This window comes from Marinobacter sediminum (assembly GCF_023657445.1).
GTDB classification, from domain to species: Bacteria; Pseudomonadota; Gammaproteobacteria; order Pseudomonadales; family Oleiphilaceae; genus Marinobacter; species Marinobacter sediminum_A.
Genome location: NZ_JAGTWY010000001.1, coordinates 3,558,590 through 3,575,918, shown reverse-complemented (window position 1 = coordinate 3,575,918; position 17,329 = coordinate 3,558,590). Strand labels below are relative to the sequence as shown.

Annotated in this window: 15 protein-coding genes; 5 read left to right on the top strand and 10 right to left on the bottom strand. The window is 57.7% G+C overall.

Translation table 11 applies throughout. From position 1 onward, the window contains the following. Window positions 1–76 precede the first annotated feature (76 nt). Both KFJ24_RS16705 and KFJ24_RS16700 read right to left on the bottom strand, forming a co-directional pair. Window positions 77–2,083 (bottom strand): TonB-dependent receptor domain-containing protein, encoded by a 2,007-nt coding sequence (locus KFJ24_RS16705; RefSeq protein ID WP_250832260.1) that lies wholly within the window; start codon window positions 2,081–2,083, stop codon window positions 77–79. Then, window positions 2,083–2,220, bottom strand: a complete 138-nt coding sequence (locus KFJ24_RS16700; RefSeq protein WP_250832259.1) for a hypothetical protein — start codon at window positions 2,218–2,220, stop codon at window positions 2,083–2,085. The genes KFJ24_RS16705 and KFJ24_RS16700 overlap by 1 nt, the downstream gene beginning before the upstream one ends. On the opposite strand from KFJ24_RS16700, the gene KFJ24_RS16695 reads away from it, so the two are divergent. The 3 genes from KFJ24_RS16695 (at window position 2,219) to KFJ24_RS16685 (ending at window position 6,390) form a co-directional block, all read left to right on the top strand. Further along, window positions 2,219–3,466: a sensor histidine kinase gene (locus KFJ24_RS16695; RefSeq protein ID WP_250832257.1), complete on the top strand. Its 1,248-nt coding sequence runs from the start codon at window positions 2,219–2,221 to the stop codon at window positions 3,464–3,466. The genes KFJ24_RS16700 and KFJ24_RS16695 overlap by 2 nt on opposite strands. A 2-nt stretch (window positions 3,467–3,468) precedes the next feature. Further along, on the top strand, window positions 3,469–3,999 hold the full coding sequence (locus KFJ24_RS16690) for a response regulator transcription factor (protein WP_250832256.1): 531 nt from the start codon (window positions 3,469–3,471) through the stop codon (window positions 3,997–3,999). A gap of 261 nt (window positions 4,000–4,260) precedes the next feature. After that, window positions 4,261–6,390, top strand: a complete 2,130-nt coding sequence (locus KFJ24_RS16685; RefSeq protein ID WP_250832254.1) for a putative bifunctional diguanylate cyclase/phosphodiesterase — start codon at window positions 4,261–4,263, stop codon at window positions 6,388–6,390. A gap of 16 nt (window positions 6,391–6,406) precedes the next feature. Here KFJ24_RS16685 and KFJ24_RS16680 read toward each other — a convergent pair whose 3' ends face one another. The 7 genes from KFJ24_RS16680 to KFJ24_RS16650 all read right to left on the bottom strand — a co-directional run bounded on the left by KFJ24_RS16680 (window position 6,407) and on the right by KFJ24_RS16650 (window position 14,277). Beyond that, the gene (locus KFJ24_RS16680; RefSeq protein ID WP_250832252.1) at window positions 6,407–7,066 is read right to left on the bottom strand and encodes an energy-coupling factor ABC transporter permease; all 660 of its coding nucleotides are present in this window, start codon (window positions 7,064–7,066) and stop codon (window positions 6,407–6,409) included. A gap of 82 nt (window positions 7,067–7,148) precedes the next feature. Further along, on the bottom strand, window positions 7,149–8,882 hold the full coding sequence (locus tag KFJ24_RS16675) for a SulP family inorganic anion transporter (RefSeq protein ID WP_250832249.1): 1,734 nt from the start codon (window positions 8,880–8,882) through the stop codon (window positions 7,149–7,151). A gap of 7 nt (window positions 8,883–8,889) precedes the next feature. Continuing rightward, window positions 8,890–9,756 (bottom strand): MBL fold metallo-hydrolase, encoded by an 867-nt coding sequence (locus tag KFJ24_RS16670; protein ID WP_250832248.1) that lies wholly within the window; start codon window positions 9,754–9,756, stop codon window positions 8,890–8,892. 269 nt (window positions 9,757–10,025) lie between these two features. Then, window positions 10,026–10,646, bottom strand: a complete 621-nt coding sequence (locus KFJ24_RS16665) for a hypothetical protein (RefSeq protein ID WP_250832246.1) — start codon at window positions 10,644–10,646, stop codon at window positions 10,026–10,028. Beyond that, window positions 10,643–11,425, bottom strand: a complete 783-nt coding sequence (locus tag KFJ24_RS16660; protein WP_250832244.1) for an SDR family oxidoreductase — start codon at window positions 11,423–11,425, stop codon at window positions 10,643–10,645. Before KFJ24_RS16660 ends, KFJ24_RS16665 begins: the two co-directional genes overlap by 4 nt. After that, window positions 11,412–13,583 carry an AMP-binding protein gene (locus KFJ24_RS16655; RefSeq protein ID WP_250832243.1) on the bottom strand — a complete coding sequence of 724 codons (2,172 nt, stop codon included), beginning with the start codon at window positions 13,581–13,583 and terminating at the stop codon, window positions 11,412–11,414. Before KFJ24_RS16655 ends, KFJ24_RS16660 begins: the two co-directional genes overlap by 14 nt. Next, on the bottom strand, window positions 13,567–14,277 hold the full coding sequence (locus KFJ24_RS16650; RefSeq protein WP_250832241.1) for a thermostable hemolysin: 711 nt from the start codon (window positions 14,275–14,277) through the stop codon (window positions 13,567–13,569). Before KFJ24_RS16650 ends, KFJ24_RS16655 begins: the two co-directional genes overlap by 17 nt. A gap of 162 nt (window positions 14,278–14,439) precedes the next feature. Between KFJ24_RS16650 and KFJ24_RS16645 the strand changes: the two genes are divergently transcribed. Next, window positions 14,440–15,123 carry a response regulator transcription factor gene (locus KFJ24_RS16645; protein ID WP_250832239.1) on the top strand — a complete coding sequence of 228 codons (684 nt, stop codon included), beginning with the start codon at window positions 14,440–14,442 and terminating at the stop codon, window positions 15,121–15,123. After that, window positions 15,120–16,535 carry an ATP-binding protein gene (locus tag KFJ24_RS16640; RefSeq protein WP_250832237.1) on the top strand — a complete coding sequence of 472 codons (1,416 nt, stop codon included), beginning with the start codon at window positions 15,120–15,122 and terminating at the stop codon, window positions 16,533–16,535. Before KFJ24_RS16645 ends, KFJ24_RS16640 begins: the two co-directional genes overlap by 4 nt. Before the next feature lie 51 nt (window positions 16,536–16,586). Here KFJ24_RS16640 and KFJ24_RS16635 read toward each other — a convergent pair whose 3' ends face one another. After that, window positions 16,587–17,105 carry a YSC84-related protein gene (locus KFJ24_RS16635; RefSeq protein WP_250832687.1) on the bottom strand — a complete coding sequence of 173 codons (519 nt, stop codon included), beginning with the start codon at window positions 17,103–17,105 and terminating at the stop codon, window positions 16,587–16,589. Window positions 17,106–17,329 lie beyond the last annotated feature (224 nt).

Genomic DNA, 17,329 nt, shown 5'->3' with positions numbered 1-17,329 from the left:
CCCGGGAGGAGTTGGCTCAACCCGGGGCAAGAGTTACCCGCCGGCTATGAGAAGCGGGCAACCGCCAATGTAAGTCTCACCATCTGGCCGTCAGCGCTGCACGCAGGGTACGGCCGGGCTCATTTACCCGCACAGCTTCGGGATTGAACGGATCGGTATTGGCACGACTGACATGAGGCGCCCAGGTTTTATCGAACAGGTTATCCACCGCCCAGGAAAGCGTCAGGTAGTCCAGCAACGGATGACTACCCGATAGATTCAGCACGCCATAACCGGGAGAGGTGTCGGCATCAAGGCCGGAGGCCAGATCCACACGGTCCTGCCGCCGGGCGACCTGCCACGCCATCTCGACCTGGTGCCCCATGTGCTGCCAGCCCAGGGTCTGGATGAACTGAACCGGGGGAATCTGCGGCAGCGCTTTATCATCGTCGCGATTCTCGCCCCGCACCGCAGACAGCTTGCTGGTCGAGCTCCAGGTTCCGTCACTCCAGCCCAACGCCCCTTCCACGCCGAGCAGGCGGGCATCAATATTGCGGTAGACACTGACCTGATCCGCATTGCGGGTCCGCAGTACGAAATCGTCTACCTGATCAATCCAGACTGCCGGGCGCCAGTGCCAACCCTCACTCTGGCCCGGCAGGGCAACTTCCAGTTTGTTGTGCTTTTCGGTCTCAAGAGCCGGATTGCCGGCCCAGCGCATGGCCGGCATCATGCTCCAGCTGGCAATGTAACGTTCGGTCACACCCGGACTGCGAACGCTTCGGCTTGCGGTCACTTCCAGGGCTTGGCGCGACGAGAAGCGCCACTCACCCGTGACAAACCCGCTGAAGTTGTCATCGGTAGCTTCGGTATTAGTCGTGCCATAAAGAGATTGGTAGATGTCTGCCGCCGACATGGCCATCATCCCGCTACCGAAGGTCTTGTCGGCCGAGCCTGCGTCCATCTCCACACGGTCATAGCGGACACCGCCACCCAGCTGCAGCTCCGGCGTCAGCCGATAGAAGCGTTCGGCGAAGACGCCAAACCGGTCCCGGTCCACATCCGGCCACAGTACCGAGGTAAGCGTATCCAGCGTGGCGCCACCAAAGCGTTCGGCCTCCCAGTTATTGGTCTCGAAATCTGTACCAATGGCCCAGTTAGTCCGTGAGTCCGGGCTCTGGTCCAGAGTCAGGCGGATGCCCCGGGTCCGGGTTTCAGAGGCCGTCAACATTTTCATGGTCGCCGGGCGCAGGCTGAAATTATCCATGATGTGATCCACGTCCGCCTGCCAGGTCAGAAGGCTCCAGTCACCATTGGCAACAGGCGCGCCCAGTTCCAGCCTCGCGATATCCGTATCGGTTTTTGGTGCATCCATCCCCGAGCCGGGGTATTTCACATCGCGCTCTTCCTGGCGACTCACCAGTCCCTTGACGTAAAAACCATTGTCGGCCTTCCAGGCGGCATCCACACGACCTTCGGTGTTCTGGTAGGCGCTGCGCACCTTATTGCCATCGCCATCTTCGTAATCGTCGGCTTCGTCATAGCCCCCAGCCAGTCGGAACCAGCCACGGTCACTGCCGACCGCGACGCTGCCGTTGGCCAGTTTGCCGTTGCCATTATCCGAGCCACCAACCGTGAGGTGGCCGGTTGTCAAACCGTCCCGGAAATCCGGAGCTGCCGTAGTAGCAACGACCTGGCCACCGGAAATCGGTCCCCAGCGCAGGGTCTGGTTACTGGTGCGAACCTCCAGCACCGGGGCCAGAGCGGAACTGAGCCGGCTGGTGGGCGGGTCCATTCGGTTGGGGCAGGCGCCTTCAACCCGGATACCATCAAGCAGAACATCGACCCGCTCCTGGCCCTGACCACGTATAACCGGATCGAGACCACGGCCACCCATCCGCGAGAGTGCGACCGAGGGATTGGATGCAAGCCGTTCCACTGGTTCTGAGGCGAGGGTTTCAGAAGCTTCCGGTAGGGCCTGTCCCTCCGTTATCCGGATCAGGGGCACCGACTCGCTCGAATCCTGGGCCCACACGGACAAGGGCAGGGTCAGACTACCCGCCAACCACACCAAAGCTAGCCGACTTGCTACATTCACAACCATTACACAGCATCCTGACCAATCTGAATTTGCGCCATGATAATGCGCAGGCCGTGACCGCGCGTGAGACAGAATGCCGCATCCACTTTGAGGTACATGCGCAGGTACCACCAGTTAAAACCGGCTAGAATGCGCCTCATGGAATGGCTTACTCTCTCTCAAACCGGTTTTCAGCAGGCGGCCCGTTACCTTCTGGGTATGCGCCTGGCGATTGTTGCCATTCAACTGGTGGCTCTGGCCATTGCCGAAACCGTCGTCACCCTCGCCTACCGGGTAGAAGCCCTGCTGCTTTGTCTGCTTTACGGTGTGCTGGCAACGCTGGGATGGCTATGGTTCACCCGCCGCCCCCCGAAGGCTGCCATGACTGTGAGCGCCGGTCTCGCCCTTGACCTGCTGCTCACTGGCGCCTGGCTATTCATGACCGGTGGTTACACCAACCCGCTCACCTCATTACTGCTGCTGCCCATCGCCATTGCCATTGTTCTGGTGCCTCTTGAACAGAGTATTGTTCTCACTGTTATCGGCATTGCCGTCTATACCGCACTGGTGCTCTGGCCTACTCCGGTTACCGAAGGCCACCACAGTGCCAATCTGGCCCAACTGCACCTGGTCGGAATGTGGGTCACCTTCGCCCTCACCTCTGGCATCCTCCTGCTGGTCGTGGGAGCCCTGGCCAGACGCCTGCGCCGGCAGCAGTCACAATTGTCGCAAGTCCGCGAAACCCGGCTTCGCGACGAACAGATTATTGCCCTGGGCCTTTCATCGGCGGCTGTCGCTCATCGACTGGGCACCCCGCTCAACACCATGACGCTGTTGGTCGAGGAGATGCGCTCAGGCCTGAATGACGAGGCCCTTAACGAAGATCTGGACATGATGGAGCAGCAACTGAGGCTCTGCAGCGGTCATTTACAGCAGCTTTCCACGGCCGCCGTGCAGGCCAAAACGGCGCAACTTGAAACCATCAGCGTCCAGGACTGGCTGTTACGCTTGAGAGAATCCGCAACCCTGCTCTGGCCCGCGGGTGCCATCGACTGGCAAACACCGTTTCCGGAATCCCGGATCTCGGTGGATGCCACCCTTGATCAGGCCGTACTGAACCTGTTGGCCAATGCACTGACTGCCAGCCCTGCGTGGGTAGGCGTGAGCTCCCGGAACACCGAGAGTGGGCACGTGGAAATAATTGTGGAAGATCAGGGCGATGGCCTGGAAACCAGCCTGGACAATACCCCCGGAGAAAATATTGTGAACTCTGAGAACGGTCTTGGCGTGGGCCTTTTTCTCTCCAATGCTACCATTCAGCGTCTGGGGGGCGCCCTTAAAGCCCGGGTCAAACCAACCGGCACCATAATGATCATCGATTTACCACAGAAAACACCCGGGGGGTGACAATGTCTGACAGTCTGCCATGGCTTCTGATCGACGACGATGCAGCCTTCCTGCAGGTACTCCAGCGCTCCCTTGCCCGGCACGGCATCGAAGCCACCGGTGCGACCTCCCACACAGAGGCACTGCAGGCTCTTGAAGGCCAACGGTTTGCACGATGCGTGCTGGACCTGAACCTTGCCGGTGAAAGTGGCCTGAAGCTGCTACCCGATTTGCTCGCCAAACAGGCTGATCTGGATGTCCTGGTGCTGACCGGTTACGGCAGCATTGCCACCGCCGTCGAGGCCATGCGTCGCGGTGCCGTCAACTACCTCTGCAAGCCCGTTACCGTGAACCAGCTCATCGCCGGCTTCGATTCACTGGAATTATCTCCGGATCTGCGATCCGAGCCACCCTCCGTGGAGGAGATGGAATGGGAGCATATCCAGCGCGTATTAAACGAACAGGCAGGCAATGTCTCAGCCACCGCCCGCGCCCTGAATATGCATCGTCGTACCCTGCAGAGAAAGCTCCAGAAACACTCACGTTGGCGGTAGTGACCAATCAACATCACCGCAATCAACCGAAAAATGATCCTCGTCAAGAATCTTGAACGAAATGGTCATGCCATTTTAACTGAGTTCCAGTAGCATCTGCGGTCTTTCGCTCAGCGGCACGCTCAGGTCGTGAGACTGACCACCTGCCTTACCTGTGCACAACTAGTGAAAAAAGCCCCGGACAGGATCGTCACCAACTCCGGCGAATTTTCAGCAAGGAGAGTCCAAACATTCACCAGAAGGAATACACGTTAGCCGCCTATGCCCATACCCCAGGATTCAACCTCAGCACCCTCTGACCAACTTAACGACCGGCTCGCCAGTGTTGCCTCCATTAGCCGGAACATGGTGATTCTGCTGGATGAGGCCGGGATTATTGAATGGGTGAATTCCAGTTTTGAGGAACACACGGGCTACCTGCTGCAGGACGTTATCGGGCAATCACCGCGGGACATTCTGTACGGACCCGAGACCGACCCCGAAACCATCAGACGGATCAGGCGCCAGCTGCATCTGGGCGAACCCTTCGAAGAAGATGTGCTTAATTACACACGTTCGGGTAAGCCCTTTTGGGTTCAGGCCTACTGCGCACCCATCCTGAGAGAGAGCGAGGCAGTAGAGGGCTTCGTTGTTATTCAGAACAACATCTCTGATCGCAAGCACAGTGAACGCAATCTGCGCATCGCCGCCAGCGTCTTTGATCGGAGCCATGAGGCAATCCTCATTAGTGACCGCAATAACCGAATCCTGGATACCAATCCCGCCTTCTCGAGGATTACCGGATACGATCGCGATGAAGTGCTCGGTTTGACGCCCGCCATCCTGAGTTCGGGACGCCATTCCGCTGAGTATTACCGGTCCATGTGGCATTCCATCGAAAACACCGGTCAGTGGCGAGGCGAAATCTGGAACCGGCGGAAAAATGGCGAGGAATATATTGAGCTGCTGTCCATCAGCCGGGTGCACCTGGAAGAACCCGGGCAGTACTATCATGTAGCTGCTTTCTCCGATATTACCGCCCTGAAAAATCATGCCAAAGAGCTGGACCGCGCCGCAAACTATGACGACCTCACCGGCCTGCCCAATCGTCAGCTATTTGAAGAGCGAATCATTGCCGCTCGCGCCCATGCCGACAGGCAACAGCGAGCCCTGTCGGTGTGCTACCTGGATCTCGACGGCTTCAAAAACCTTAATGATCGTTTGGGTCGCGCCACCGGAGACCAGGTGCTGCGGACACTCGCAGAACGATTGTCACGCTCGCTTCGTACCGGCGATACCCTGGCCCGGATCGGTGGTGACGAATTCGCACTCCTGCTCCAGAACAACAATAAGGAAGGGGTCTACCAGCGCATTCTCGCTACTATCAACGGCCCGATAACAGCTGGTGATGAAACACTCAGGCTGACCGCCAGCCTCGGTATCACCCAATACCCCAAAGACAACGGCGATGCAGAGGGCCTCATCCGACATGCCAATCAGGCGATGTACTCCGCCAAGGAAAAGGGACGCAACCAGTTTCATTTCTTCGATCCCTGCCTCGACAAAGGTCTCCGCGAACGTCGCGATCAGTTAGCGGAGATCAGCCGTGGCCTGCAAAATAATGAGTTTGAACTCTTCTTCCAGCCACAGGTTCAGATTTCCGACTGTAAACTGGTGGGCTTTGAGGCCCTGATTCGCTGGAATCATCCGGTCAGGGGCATTCTGGCGCCGGGACAGTTCCTCCCGGCTGTAGAAAACAGCCATCTTGAGATACCGCTGGGTCAGTGGGTGCTCAAGGAAGCGATTCATCAAATGAATACCTGGAAAGAGGCTGGAGAGGATCTGGCCGTCAGCATAAATGTCAGTGCCCAGCAACTCATGGATCGCAGTTTTTCAGACTATCTGGCGAGCTACCTTCGCAGTCATCCGGAGTTGGACCCGGCGCTCATCACGCTGGAGGTGCTGGAGTCCACGGCACTGGAGGATACCAAGCGAGCCAGCAATGTACTGGCCCGTTGCCGAGCACTTGGTTTACAAGTCGCGCTGGACGATTTCGGCACGGGGTTCTCGTCGCTGACCTACCTGCGCACCCTGCCGGTGGACACCATAAAGATTGATCAGAGCTTCGTACTGAACATGCTTGAAGACGTTAACGATCATGCCATTGTCGAGAGCGTCATCTTCCTCGCCCAGCGTTTCCAACGGCCCGCTCTCGCAGAGGGCGTGGAAACCATGGAACACGCCAGAGCCCTGAGGAACATGGGCTGCCATTTTGTCCAGGGCTATGGCATTGCCCGCCCAATGCCGGCAACAGAGGTTCTGGATTGGGCTACTGAGTGGCAAAGAAGACGATCGTCCGGCACGGGCGGCGACATGCTGGAGCCATTGATGGCAAGCGGCGAGGGCATCTGACCCCGGCAAGGCATCGTCAGCGATAGCGCCTCTGGTCCAGGGTGGTCAGCCGGTCTGGATGAAACACCATCAGGCCAGTCACAAATGTGCCATTCACAAAACCTTCCGGAATCATGAACAGGGGCAGGTAACGGAAGTACTCGTGGATCAGCTCCTGGAATTCGTAGACACCACTTGTCCACAGCATCAGGCACATGACAGTGCCGGCCACCGCCACCGAAATGCCTGCGCCAAAGAAGCCGCAGAAAAAGATATAGGCGAAGAAGTTCCGGAAGTTACGCCGCCGCTCCCAGACCATGATGCCGTGGCTGACCAGGGCCGGCACCATGACCGTGACCAGGCCGTTGGCAGCAAACATCAGCAAGGGTTCCCGGCCGGTAATCACTGTTATGACGAGGGCCAGCAAACCAGACAGGACCGCGAGTGCCCACCCCAGCATCAGGGTAATGACCGTGATGCCGAACACATGGATGGAAAGCCCTGGCGAAATGCCCGCCCGTAACTGCCAGAGAAAACCCAGCACCACCGCCGCGCCGAAAAACGCATGTTGTAGCGCGTTGTCCTTCCGGAAACCCTGCCAGTCGATTGAACGCACAGCCCGGACCAGAATCAGCGCAAACACCAGAAACGTTACGATCCACTGACTGGTCGATAGCAGGTTGTCGGTCATGCCCATGATAAATTCACCGCTGAATCAGGAACCGGGAATATCACTATGATACGAGCCAACCCCACCCATGGCGCAACCGCGTTATCGATCAGCCGGTTTCTTTCAGGGGCTCAGCTTTTCCAATCAACATTTGCCAGGCCTCAAAGGTGCTCAGGAAGACATCCCCGCTCAAATGGGCAAGCAACTCCGTTCCCTTGAGACGATCCATCACAGGCCCCTTCACTTCAGACAGGTGCAAGTTCACGCCGGCATCCCTGAGACGCTCGTTGATGGCCTCAAGGCTTTCCAGGGCCGAGGCATCGACCAGGTTCACCGCCGGGCACACCAGCACAAGGTCTTTCAATTCAGGTTCGCTGGTAACCAGATCCATCACGGTTTCTTCCAGAAACCGGGCATTCGCAAAATACAGACTTTCATCCACCCGCAGGAACGTCACCTTGGGGCACAATTCAACATCGTACCTGAGTACGTTACGAAAGTGCTCGGTGCCGGGCACCCGGCCGACCACCGCGCTATGAGGACGGCTGGTGCGATACAGAAACAGACCTATCGACAGTGCCACACCGGCGATGATGCCGGCCTCCACGCTATGGACCAGGGTCAGCAGGATGGTGGCCAACATGGCTCCAAAATCGGTACGCGAATACCGCCAGGTGCGTGCCAGTGCCGGAAGGTCGATCAGTGACGTAACCGCAACGATGATGGTGGCCGCCAGTGTGGCTTTTGGGAGGTAGGCAATCGCCGGAGTCAGAAACAGTGTCGCAAGTGCAATACCGATCGCAGTATAGGCTCCGGCCGCCGGTGTTTCCGCCCCGGCATCAAAGTTGACGACAGACCGGGAAAAACCGCCGGTGACCGGCATACCACCGGAGAGACCGGCGCCAAGGTTGGCAGTGCCCAGGCCAATCAGCTCCTGATCCGGGTCTATTCGTTGGCGCCGCTTCGCCGCAAGCGTCTGCCCGACCGATACCGATTCAACGAAACCAACCACGCTGATAAGCAGAGCACTCACCGCCAGCTGCTGCCATAGCTGCCAATCTCTGCTCGGCAGGGTCAGCTCGGGCAAACCCGAGGGCACGCTGCCAACCAGCTTCACACCACTTTCCCCCAGCTGCAGCTGCCATGCCACCAGGGTAGTTACCAACACAGCCAGAATCGGGGCCGTTTTGGCCAGGATGTCTGCAATGCGAGCGGGCACCCCCATCCCGGACAGGATCGGTTTCAGACGTTTGCGGGCAAACATGAGAAACAGCAGGGCACCGATGCCGATTGCCAGAGTCGCCAGATTACTGTCACCAATGGACAAGGCCAGGGATTTGCCGATTTCCAGCAGGTTATGACCCGAAGCATCGACACCAAATATGTGCTTGAACTGACTGGCAGCGATGACAATACCCGAGGCGGTAATGAAGCCCGAGATCACCGGGTGGCTGAGAAAATTCGCGAGGAAGCCAAGCCGCAGCAACCCCATGACCGTGAGCATCAGGCCCGACATGACCGCAAGCAGGATGGCACCGGCGACATACTCCGGTGTCCCGGCAGCCGCAAGCGGTGCGAGCGCCGCCGCCGTCATCAATGATGCAACGGCAACCGGACCAACAGAGAGCGTACGACTGGTGCCGAAGATGGCATAGACCACCAGCGGCAGGATACTGGCATAGAGTCCTACCTGGGCCGGCAGTCCGGCAAGCAGGGCATAGGCCAGTGACTGGGGGATCAGCATCACCGTCACAATGATTGCCGCCACCATGTCGCTGGTAGCCTGGCTTCGGCCATACGTTGGCAGCCAGTTCAGGATTGGCAGATAGCGCTGAAGGCTCATCGGCGGCTCAAAACAGGTTGACCGGAACTTTCAGGTATACCTGCCCGTTGTCATCCGCCGGCGGCATATGCCCGGCCCGCATATTGACCTGAACCGAGGGCAGAATCAGCCGGGGCATGTCGAGAGTAGCGTCGCGCTCGGTGCGCATTTTTACGAAGTCGTCTTCAGAAACACCATCGTGAACGTGAATGTTCGCCTCCCGCTGTGCCGCGACTGTCGTCATGTGAACGTATTCGTCGCGACCCGGTGCCATATAGTCATGACACAGAAATATCCGGGTCTCCGGCGGCAATGCCAGAACCTTCTGAATGGACTTGTAGAGGATACGGGCGTCGCCCCCGGGGAAATCACAGCGTGCGGTGCCGAAATCCGGCATGAACAGGGTATCGCCAACGAAGGCAGCATCGCCGATCACGTAGGTCAGGCACGCTGGCGTATGTCCCGGAGTGTGCATAACCCGCCCTTCAAGGCCACCAATCGGGAAGGTATCGCCTTCCTTGAAAAGCCGGTCAAACTGACTGCCATCACGGGCAAACTCGGTGCCCGCGTTAAAGGCTTTGCCAAAGATGTCCTGAACGTCCCGGATGTGTGCACCGATGCCGGTCTTGCCACCCAGCCTTTCATGCAAATACGGCGCTGCCGACAGATGATCGGCATGCACATGAGTTTCCAGAATCCATTCAACCTTCAGGTCGTGACTACGGACATACTCAATGATTTCATCTGCAGAGCGCACATCGGTGCGCCCTGAGGCATAGTCGAAATCCAGCACCGAGTCGAGAATGGCACAGGCCTGACTCTCCGGATCCCGAACCACATAACTGAAGGTATTCGTGGGTTCGTCGAAGAAATGCTGAACGATCGGCTTGCTCATGGCTTTCACCTCTATCGGGCCATATCTATAAATTTAATTCTAAGGATATACTAAAATAGAATATGAGGTGAAATGTTCTTTTCTTATATGCGCAGTATTCCTGATGCTCTAACCACGCAGTCACGACCGGCTTGCATGGCAAGGTAAAGACGATTATCCGCCCAACCAATCAAGGTATCCAGCGACACAGTGCTCTGACCATTTCCCTGCGGGTCCGCCTCGCCAGCACACCAATACCGGGCGCGACTGGGCGCGCCCTCGGCCGGAAATCAGAGCTTGTCGAGCAAATGTTTCGCCTGCTCACGACGGCCAGTATCCGCCAGTTCCCTTCCCGGACGCGACGGGGCAATCAGGACTTTCTCAAGGTAAACACGGGCTCGCTCCGACTCATCCTGTTCACGCAGGAAATCTCCGAAGAAATAGTTCGGGTCCATACCATCAGGGTTAAGCTCCAGCGCCTTTTGCAGAAACTTCTGAGCCTTGTCGTCGTCACCAAAGCCTAACGGCCAGCCCGGCACCTGATAATAGAGGCTTCCCAGAGACGTATAGGCAGAGCCTTGCAGGGCCGCCGGATCAATCGCCATCGCAGCTTCAAGAGACTTGCGGGCATCCTTAACCAGCCCTAGGGCTCCAAGCCCACCTTTCGCCCCTGCGTAGGTGCTAAGCACAATCCCATGCCAGATCAGCGGTTCGGCGCGGCCCGGGTAACTGGCAGCAAACCCCTCAGCGTCCCTGGCCAGGGCTTCAAAGGCCTTTTCCTTCTGATCGTCAGGAACCTGATACTGGATTTCGGCCCAGCGCTGCTGAATGCTGGCCAACTGCTGATCGAGATCCCCCGCCCACAGAGGCATGGCGATGAGGCCCGCAAAGATCAGTGCTATCCATTTCATGACGATACTCCCGAGTTCAGAAAACGCCGTATAACCGGCAGTTGCTTCAACATGGCCTTGTCCACAATCCGTGGCAGGATGCCGTTGATAATCACAAACAGTTTTTCCGGCCATCCCAGGAAGCGACGACGATCATCATTCTCCATGGATTTCAGGATCTCGCCTGCCACCATTTCCGGGGAATCCATGGTATTACCCAGTGCGTGATTGAGTTCACTGACCGCTTCCGGATTCATCGCCGTTGCCGTCGCCCGTGGCGCGACATAAATCACCTGAACCGGGGTATCTGCCAGCTCCCGACGCAGCGCCTCGGAAAAGCCCCTCAAACCAAACTTGGTGGCGCAGTACGCGGTGTAACCGGGAAAGCCAATGCTGCCAAAGGTTGATCCGACAAAGACCAGAGCGCCATAACCGGCTTTCTCGAAGCGCGGGGCAAAATGGCGCCCCACCAGCATGGCGCTGCGCAGGTTTACCGATATCTGGGCATCAATGGCCGACACCGGTAACTTATCGAGGCTGGCAAACTGGTTTTGGCCGGCGCAATGAATGACGCCGTCAATCTCCGGATAGGCCTCGGTCAGCCGCACCAGTTGGCCCTCAAGATCCGGTCCAGCGAGATCCAGGTGAACCGTAGATGCTCCGCTCACATGGGGCAGCGTCTCGGGGTGGCGTGAGGCGACAATGACCCTGGCACCGGCCCGGATCAGTGGCTCCACCAATGCCTTGCCGATACCGCCAGTCCCACCCAGAAGGAGAAATACGCGGTTATGCAGCTTCATGTTGCTGTTCCTCACGACCAGTTCGAAGAGGAATACTGTGGAGCATGTCTCCATAGAGGCGATAGACCACGCGGGCTGAATCAATAATGGCCTGCTGATCTTTCGGATCGGTGATGTCATCCATCAGCTTGCGGAAAAACTCGAAGTGCTCCTGGTCCAGGGCACCGTGGGAATACAAATAGCTGAACGCTTTGTCAGGCAACTCAAGCTGTTTCTGAATCTCCTCACCAAGCGGAGTTGCCAGCTCGATCGAGGTCCCCTCAAGCACTTGTACCATGCCGAAAAAGGCCGCCGGATTGCAGCGATTAATCTGGTCGTAGAGATAAGACACCATCAGCTCAATGGCGATGTCTGGTTTGCCATTACGGATGGATTCCTTGTCGGAGCCACACGCTTCAAGGTCATTGAGAATCCACTCGTGGTGGCCGTACTCTTCCTCGATGTATTCCACCAGCGCTTCGCGGACAAACTCCATCCGCTCCGGCAACCGGCTGCCACAAGCCATCATCAGCGGCACGGTATGTTTGACGTGGTGATAGGCCTGAGTAAGGAACCAGGTGTAACCCGCCAGATCAAAGCGACCTTCCTGAATCGCGCGGATCACCGGTGCACCTGTCACGTGCGCGCGGGCTTCCGCGGTTTCCTGCTGCAATCTGTCAAAAAATGCCATGTGAGATTCTCCTGGCTCGTTGATAAACGATAAAGTGGTAAAAATGGGAAAGGCTTTTGCCAGCAATGCTGGCAAGTCCGATTGAATGCGTGATCGAACCGGCCGGCCATTGGCGGTCAGATAACCTTCTGCCTGGTTCAGCAACTGTCGACGGATGTACACGGCATCCAGCTGTGCATAATCTGGTAAGCGCTCATTCAGCCGCTTCAGGTCGAGAGCGAGCTCGTCCGGAGATCGGCCATCCGTCACCGTGATCAGCGCAAGGGGATGGGGCTCACCGTCACCAAACACGACGGCCTGATGCGCGCCCACCGCCTGAATCAGTTCACTTTCCAGCCATTCCGGATTGATATTGCGACCGAAACTGGTAATCAGCAGATTCTTGGAACGGCCGTTAACAGACAGAAAACCATCGGCATCCAGATAGCCCAGATCGCCAGTTTCAAAGGTTTCCTCACTCTGCGGTGCGTCTCCCAGGTAACCAAGGTGGGTGTTGCCCCCGACGCGGACCTGCCGGTCACCGCCAACCTCCACCTGAACGTGGCCCAGAGGCCGGCCAACGGTTCCCGGGCAATCATCACCCGGGACATTAAGTGCGACCACAGAACCACACTCAGATAACCCATACCCCTCGAACAATGGCAGGCCGGCGGCGCGGCCGCGGGCCAGCAAATCCGGGGAAACCTTGCCGCCTCCGACCGCAAGAAAACGGAACGTCGCCGGATCGAGGGCTCTGTTCTCGGCAGACGCCACCAGCAGGGCGGCCAGCTCCGGCACCAGAATGACCGAGTCCGGCCCTGTCCGGTTCAGACTGTCAACAAGCCTGGGCGCGTCCAGTCCGCTGCTGCCAGTCATTCCAAGGCTTTTAAGAGGCGCCAGCTCGACAACTGCACCCATGAGCAGAGGCAGGTATACGCCAGCTATGTTTTCCAGCAGGGTGGCGAGCGGCAGAATGCAGAGGTGGTGTCGAAGCTCGACACCCTCAAGGCGTTGCTTCAGGGCGAGAGTGGTTGCTGCCATCTGTGAGTCAGACAGGCAAACGCCTTTGGGCGTGCCGGTGCTGCCAGAGGTGAAGGTGATCTTGGCTGTGCCTTCCGGAATCCTCGCCGATTCCGCGGTAACAGGCAGTGTCGCTAACCAGACACCGTGACCGAGGCCCTCCCGGTTCGTTCCCGGTTCCGCCCAAAGCAGGCCATCAAGGCCGGCACGGGCAATGAGGTGTTCTGTCTGGCTCCTGGAGAAAAAAACCGGGACCGGAACACAGACCACACCGGCGATCAGACAGGCAAGATCGGCGATGACCCAGGCCACGGTGTTATCACCGCACAACCCCACACGAGCGACGCCATGCCGTTTCAGGGCAGCAGCAACTGTGGTGGCAGCGTCGTGCAGTTCCCTGCGACTCACGAATCCATCCGGCCCCTTCAGCGCCGGGGCATCCGGCTGGCATGCTATCCGGGCAGCCAACAATTCAGGCAGTGTGGCCATAACGACCTCCCATTGCTGACCTGTTCTCACCGACAACACCAGTGACCGGATGAGTCACTTTCAAAAGCCCGATCGCCCGAAGGGCAACAAGACTCTCAGCCACATTCAGTGCCATCACAGCCGGGTGATGATCGTAATAGTGTCCCCAGCCAGCACCACCGTCAGCCAGGCGCGACGGGTCCGCTGCTGACAGGATATGGGTGGCAATACCAAGGCGGCTGAAGCTGTTCCGCAACTGATCGGTACCGGTACAGACCACCCATTGATAACCGGAACTGTTCAGCCAGACGGCAAGACTGGCAAACAGATAGCGACTGACCCCGGCTTCCACGCCGGCCAGATGGGCAATTTCGGCAATGTGCTGACGCCGGGTTCCCGAAACCGGCATGCGGTTTTCAACGGGCTCTTCCAGATAGTCCTCCAGGAACAATGGCGCCCGGGAGGCATTGCGAACGCCAACCGCAGCCAGCAATGAACCCTGTGCCGTGGTCAGCGCCAGCAGATCCGGAATTCTCAGGACCGGCTCCGCGCCATAGGCCATCTGAAAACGGCGACGAATAAAATCCCCCACGCGCCCAGCCACTTCGGTGTCCGGCGCCACCTCACACAACCAGCGGCCGGCACAGCGAATGGCGGGTACCACCTCCTCTGAATCCAGGGGACAACAGGCGGACATCATCAGCGGGTCTGACATAGGCACTCTCCAGGGGGCCGGCGAACAGGTCGGGCCCTATCAATGTGAATGTCAGAATAGGTCTACAGTCTTAAATCAGGCTTAAAACGAGTGGACAGTTTTCTTAAGCTGCCCTTAAGGTTGTTGTGCCAAACTCAGGCCGTTTTCATGCAGGGATATCATATGCGCATTCTTCTGGTTGAAGATGATCACCTTCTGGCTCATACGATGTTGGATATGCTCCGGGAGGACCAGAACACAGTCGACTGGCTCGATGATGGACAGCAGGCATTAAACGCACTGGGCGACGAACACTTCGACCTGGTCATACTTGACCTGACGCTGCCACGGGTCGATGGCCTCGATATCGTCAGACGAGTACGACAGCAAGGCGTGCAAACGCCGATTATTATTCTGACTGCCCGCACTGAACTCGACGAAAAACTTCAGGGCCTGGATTCCGGCGCCGATGACTATCTCACCAAGCCATTTGCCATGGCCGAATTAAAAGCACGTATCCGGGCAATCACCCGCCGGGGTGCCAGTGCCAATGTCAGCGGGCTCAGCGTCGGTCGCCTGACACTCAGCCCGGACTCCGGGCATTTATCAATTGATAATGAAACTCTGACTCTGCCCAGAAGCGAATTCCAGATTCTGCACTACCTGATGCGACATCCGGATCAGGTAGCGACTCGCCGTCGCCTTGAAGAACAGCTGTATGGCTGGGAACACGGAGCAGAAAGTAATGCTCTCGAAGTGCATGTGCATCATTTGCGGCGCAGGATCGGAAAATCCACCATTCGTACCGTGAGAGGGGTTGGCTATCTGCTGGACAGCCAGGCTGCCGCAGCGGGAGACGATGCATGAGTCTTACCCGAACGCTCACGCTCATGGTGGTTACCACCGTTCTGCTGATCACTCTGATTACCGCAAGCTGGGGTTTTTACGTCAGCAACCACCAACTGGAAGAGCTGTTTGACGCCGAACTGGCCCAGAGCACACGTATCGTTCAGGGGCTGGTTCAGCATCTGTCGGATACCCAGTCACAGGATCAACTAGCCACCATTCTCGCGAAGACCCTCCAGCTTCCAGAAAGTGCCCTGTACGAAACCGAAGACGACGAAATCCTGCCCAGAGGCGCCGGTCACAAATATGAGAAAAAAATCGCCTTTGAAGTCTGGTCGCCAGACCGGGAGCCATTGCTGGACACCCTTCGGGCCGATGACGCACTGGGCCTTTATCCGGGTTTCTCGTGGGCGGAGGTAACCGGATTTCGCTGGCGCACGTTCACCATGAAAGACCCGACGACGGGATTCTGGATTCGTACCGCACAGCGGGAAGATGTCCGTGACGAGCTGAGTGAGGAACTTGCCCTCGGAAACATCCTGCCAATTTTCCTGGCTCTGCCACTGCTGGTCATTGCAGTGATCATCGCCGTACAGGTGGGTTTTCGACCACTTCGACGGCTCGAAAGGCCGGTACGATACATGGCCCCCGAACGCATCCATCCACTGGATGAGCGGCAGGCTCCGAAAGAAGTGGCCGGGCTGGTAAACGCTGTCAACGGCCTGCTCCGACGACTGAACCAGGCCCTGGAACGGGAACGCCGGTTTTCGGCGGATGCTGCCCATGAACTTCGCACGCCCCTGACAGCCTTGCGACTAAATCTCGAGAAATTGAGTGACAAACACCCGGATGATTTCAGAGGACTGACCGCGTCGGTCGACCGGATGGTGCATCTGGTCGAACAGATGCTGCTGCTTAGCCGCGTGGATTCCGGCACAGACTTCAAACCAGAGCCGCAAAATCTCTCGGCGCTGGTGGAACAGAGCATCGCTGATGTCGCACCGCTGGCGCTCCGGAAGGGGATTGACCCTGTGCTTGAGGACACGGCACGCAATGCAGTGGTGAACTGTCACAGCGCACTGATCGCCACACTGATGCGTTCGCTGCTCGCCAATGCTATCCAGTACAGTCCCGCAGGCACCCAGATCAACACCAGAATCAGGAACACCGACAATGGCTTCAGCATCCGGATTTGCGACCAGGGCCCTGGCATTCCAACTGATGCCCGTGAGCGGGCTCTAAGCCGGTTTACCCGCCTGGATCAGCGGCAGGGTGCCGGTGCCGGACTGGGGCTGGCGATTGCGCGCAGGATCGCAGAACTGCACAAGGGCAGCCTGACATTATCGGATCGTGATGACGGCCAGACCGGCCTGTGTGTGGAGATCTGGTTGCCAACTTCCAATGCCAGCCCTGAGCTCCCCGGTATTTCCTGAATACCGGGCGTTAATTTTTAAGATAAGCACCCCGCCTCAATCCGGAAGAGTTCAGCGATTGATGCGGGAAATTTTTGTACCCTCAATGCTTATCCCTGCCATCAAACCCTGTTGGCTGAAGATAAAGGCATAGGCATCATCCTTGAGCGAAGATGTCGACAGGTTTTTCGCAACACCTTCGTCCACCAGAACAACGGTTGGACCCACACCAATCTCCCAGCCTTTCGACTTCTCCAGGTAGTCAACTGCTTCATCTGTCATGAGAAATACGGCATAGGAGTATGACTGCGCACCTATCTGCAGCCCCCAGGACCCGGCAACGGAGTTGTAATAATCAACAACCTCGGAGCCCTTCATCAACACCCCCTCACCATAACTGCCGCCAAATACCAGGCCAGCTTTCACAATATTGGGGAAAACAAGCACTGCCTTGGCCCCATCCGACAGCGTTTTGGCAACGGCATTGGTTCCATAAAGCGTCTCCAATGCCTGCCGGGCATCTCTGTGCAGGTCCTCAGCGGTTGCAGCCACTGCGTGGGGTGCACTGGCCAACAGGGCGATGACTGTCATCGCGAGTATGACTCCGGGAACGTTGCTTCGTTTACTATTCATGGCGTACCCCCCTATTCAGTGCCTGGTATCAGTCACTGATGCGTAGATTAGATTGCCGGGGGTCAAGACGAGACAGGCGCAAATGCCTGGCCCCTCGATAATGCACTGCTTGAATGGTAACTAAGGTTCAGAAGTGACTGCCGAAAGCCGCTGCATCCCTACCATGCGCCTATCGTTGAAAC